The sequence below is a fragment of the Micromonospora sp. I033 genome (genome assembly GCF_053890995.1).
In genome coordinates this window covers 1-4,443 of the sequence record NZ_JBSSLX010000322.1, presented here as the reverse complement: position 1 = coordinate 4,443, position 4,443 = coordinate 1, and the positions used below count along the sequence as shown (strand labels likewise).

At 76.2% G+C, this 4,443-nt stretch carries 2 protein-coding genes; both read left to right on the top strand.

Annotated features, from left to right (window positions below; genetic code table 11):
- Positions 1–728 (top strand): zinc finger domain-containing protein (locus ACW0Q9_RS29315; protein ID WP_456186813.1); only part of this gene is annotated, 728 nt, incomplete at its 5' end.
- A gap of 180 nt (positions 729–908) precedes the next feature.
- Positions 909–4,443, top strand: a 3,535-nt coding sequence (locus tag ACW0Q9_RS29310; protein ID WP_456186811.1) for a multicopper oxidase domain-containing protein, incomplete at its 3' end; no start/stop codon positions are given.

Here is a 4,443-nt window from a genome sequence, read left to right as displayed (position 1 = left end):
CGGATGGAGATCGTCCGGCTGCACCACGACCCGGGTCCATACCCGCGGGGGCCACCGCGCGGGAGGACGCCCCCGCCGGGCGGACCGAGGCCGGGCAGCCGGCCGGCGCGACCGCCGGGAGCGGGCGGGACTGGACGTTGCACTCGCACCTGCGGATGGACGGCGCCTGGCGGGCGTACGCCCCGGGCGAGCGGTGGGCGGCCCGGCCGGCGCACCTGATCCGGGTGGTGCTCCGCTCCCCCGGCGCGGTCGCGGTGGGCTACCACCTGCACGAGCTGGCCCTGATCCCGACCGCCGAGGAGGAGTCGCTGGTCGGCCATCTCGGCCCGGACCTGCTCGGTCCCGACTGGGACCCGGACGAGGCGGTCCGCCGGCTGGCCGCCCACCCGGACGAGACCATCGGCGAGGCGTTGCTGGACCAGCGCAACCTGGCCGGGGTGGGCAACCTCTACAAGTGCGAGGTGCTGTTCCTGCGCGGGGTGTCCCCGTGGACGCCGGTCGGCGCGGTGCCGGACCTGGCCGGCACGGTCACCCTCGCCCAGCGGCTGCTCGCCGCCAACCGGGGCCGCTGGGCGCAGAGCACCACCGGCTCGCTGCACCGCGGGCAGACCAGCTACGTCTACGGCCGCCGGGCGCAGCCCTGCCGGCGCTGTGGCACGGCGATCCGCAAGGAGGAGCTGGGTGAGCGGGTGACCTACTGGTGCCCGGCCTGCCAACCGGACCGCTGAGCGGGACGGCGCGTGGAACTTCCACGAACCACCCAAGATCGCCCGAGATAGGGACGATTGGGTAGTTCCCTCCCGTGCCTTCGGCGTCGCATGCTGCGGTGGAGTGCTCACCGATCGTCAGCAGCGCGTACGCCCGCCACGTCGGGGTGACGGCGGGCGCGCCCGACCCCGGGGAGAGCCATGGTGCTGTTCCGCAGACTCCGGCCGGGCTGGACGGACCGGGCCGCCCGGACCGCCGAGGGCCACGCGCCGACCGTGCCCGCCGCCCGCGTCGCGGAGGAGGAGGCCGGGCCCGCCCCCGCAAGCCTCGACCCGGCCGCCGTGCCGCGCTGCTTCGGCCCGGTGCCGAACTTCGCGGCCAGCCCGCTGCCGGCGCTCGACCGGGACGGCCGGCCGGTGCCCGGCACCGGCATCCGCAAGTTCGTCGACCCGCTGCCGGTGCCCGGGTCGCCGGCCACCGCCGGGCTGGGCGCCCTCCTGCCGGTCGCGGTGCCCGACACGATCACGTGGCCGGGCTGCGACTACTACGAGATCGGCCTCCAGGAGTACGCGCAACGCCTGCACCGCGACCTGCCGGCCACCCGGCTGCGCGGCTACCGCCAGCTCAACCTGGGCACCGACGCGTCCGGGCACAACACGGTCGGCCCGCCCGACCGGCCCTGGCACCTCGGCCCGATGATCGTCGCCCGGCGCGGCCGGCCGGTCCGGATCAAGTTCATCAACCAGCTGCCCACCGGCCGGGCCGGCGAACTCTTCCTGCCGGTCGACGAGACGGTCGACGGGGCCGGGACCGGCCCGCTGGACGGGCCCGCGCCCTACCCGGGAAACCGGGCCGTGCCGCACCTGGCCGGGGCGCAGACGGCGTGGATCAGCGCCGGCAACCCGTGGCAGTGGGTCACCCCGGCCGGCGAGATCACCCCGTACCCGACGGGGGTCGGGGTGACGCCGGTGCCGGACATGCCGCCGCCCGGCGCGGGCGCCACCACGCTCTACTTCCCCAACGAGCAGAGCGGCCGGCTCATGTGGCTGCACGACAACACCCTCGGCCTGTCCCGGCTCACCGTCTACTCCGGACAGCTGGCCCTCTACCTGCTCACCGACCCGGCCGAGGAACGGCTGGTCGACGCCGGGGTGCTCCCCGCCGACCAGCTCCCCCTGGTGATCGAGGACAAGACCTTCGTGCCGGACGACGCCCAGCTCGCCGCCCAGGATCCCACCTGGGACCGGGACCGCTGGGGCGCGAAGGGCAGCCTCTGGCACCCGCACGTCTACCAGCCCCGGCAGAACCCCTACTCGACGACCGGCGGCAACCCGACCGGCCGCTGGGACTACGGCCCGTGGACCCACGACCCGGACGGCGGGGCCAGCCCGTGGGTCGCCCCGGTGCCGAACCCGCACCACGACCCGGTCGCCGAACCGGACGAGCCGCCGCTGGCGCCGGGGGTGCCGCACCCGTCGGCGGTGCCCGAGGCGTACGGGGACACCCCGCTGGTCAACGGGGTCGCCTACCCGTACCTGGAGGTCGCGCCGCGGGCGTACCGGTTCCGGATCCTGAACGCCTGCGCGGACCGCACGCTCAACCTCCAGCTCTACCGGGCCGCGTCGGACCAGCCGATGTGGACCGAGGCCGGCGCGCCCGGCGACCCTCGGGCCGGTGAGGTGCCGGTGGTCGAGGCGGCCCGGGCCGCCGGGCGGCCGGCGCACTGGCCGGTCGACGGGCGCGAGGGCGGGGTGCCCGACCCGGCCGCCGCCGGGCCGGAGCTGATCCAGATCGGCAACGAGGGCGGCCTGCTGCCGGCTCCCGTGGTGCTGCCCAACCGCCCGATCGGCTACCGGTACGACCGCCAGGACCCGACCGTGCTCAACGTGGACGGCCACACCCTGCTGCTCGCGCCCGGCGAGCGGGCCGACGTCGTGGTGGATTTCGCCACCGTCCCGCCGGGCAGCACCCTGATCCTGTACAACGACTGCCCGGCTCCGCTGCCCCGGTTCGACCTCCGCTACGACCACCACACCGAGGCTCCGGACCGGACCGACACCGGTGGCCTCCCCGCCGCCCGCCCCGGCTACGGCCCGAACACCCGGACCCTGCTCCAGATCAGGGTCACCGGCACCCCGGCCGCACCGTACGACCGGGACCGGCTCGCCGCCAGCCTGCCCGCCGCGTACGCGGAGAGCCAGCGGCCGCCGATCGTGCCGCAACCGGCCTACGATGCGGCCTTCGGCACCCGCACCCTCACCGGGACGCTGGTGCCGGCGCGCGCCACCTCGGTCACCTTCACCCCGGCCGGCGCGGTCGCCCCGGTCACCCTGCCGCTGGCGGTGAAGTCGGTCGGGCAGGTCTTCGAACCCCGGCACGGCCGGGCGGTGGGGCGGCTCGGGGTCGGCCATCCGAACGCCGGTCCGCGGACCCCGGGCACCCTGCCGCTCGGCCCGGTCGATCCGGCCACCGAGGTGCTGTACGCGACCGACCCGACCGTGCCGGTGGGCGCGCCGGCCGACGGCACCCAGCTCTGGCGGATCGTCGGCGACGCGCCCCGCACCCATCCGGTGCACATCGAGGGCTGCGACGTGCAGCTGGTCAACCGGGTCGGCTGGGACGGCACGGTCCGCCCGCCGGACCCCGGTGAACTGGGGTGGAAGGACACCGTCCGGGTCAACCCGCGGGAGGACGTCATCGTCGCCCTGCGCCCCGTCCCGCCCAGCCTGCCCTTCAAGATCGGCGACAGCGTACGTCTGCTCGACCCGACCCGGCCGGCCGGCGCGCGGCTCGACGCCAGCCCGGTCAGCCCGGTCGACGGGCGGCCCGCCGTGGTGGTCAACCAGCTGGTCAACCTGGGTTGGGAGTACCGCTGGCAGACCCGCTCGGCGGGGCTGCGCGACCAGGGCATGAGCCGGCCGCTGGTGCTGCGGGTGGCCCCCAAGGCGCCGACCGGGCTGACCGCCACCCCGGCGCCCGGCTCGGCCACCGCACTACCGGCCATCGCACTGGCCTGGACCGGCAACGGCAGCCGCCCGCCGGCCACCAGCCACCGCCTCCAACGCGCCACCGACGCGGCCTTCACGGCCGGGCTCACCGAGATCACCGTGGCCGCCACCGCGACCCGGTACACCGACGCGTCCGTCACCCCCGGGGTCACCTACCACTACCGGATCCGGGCCGAGAACGCGGTGAGCTGCTCGGCCTGGTCGAACAGCGTCCCCGCCTCGGTGCAGCTCAGCGCGCCGGCCAGGCTGGCCGCCGTGGTGCCGCCGGCCGCGCCGCTGCGGATCGCGCTGCGGTGGGCCAACCGTTCCTACGCCACCGGGGTGGACGTGCAGCGGGCCACCAACCCGACGTTCACCAGCGGGCCGGGCACCACCGCCATCGCCGTCGGCGAGGCGCACCTCGACCCGGTGGTCGCCCCGGACACCACCTACTACTACCGGGTGCGCACCACCTACCTCGGCGCGGCGTCACCGTGGTCGACGGTGGCCACCGTGACCACGCCGCCCCGACCCGGGGTGCCGACCGGGGTGCTCGCCACCGCCACCGCTCCCGCACCGGACACCACCACGGTGATCCTGAGCTGGTCGGCCAGCACGCCGACCGGGGCGGGCGCCGGCTTCGTGGTGCAGCGCGCCACCGACGCCGCCTTCACCCACGACCTGGCCACGTTCAGCGTCACCGGCCGGGGCTTCACCAACACCGGCCTGGCCCGGGGCGTCACCTACC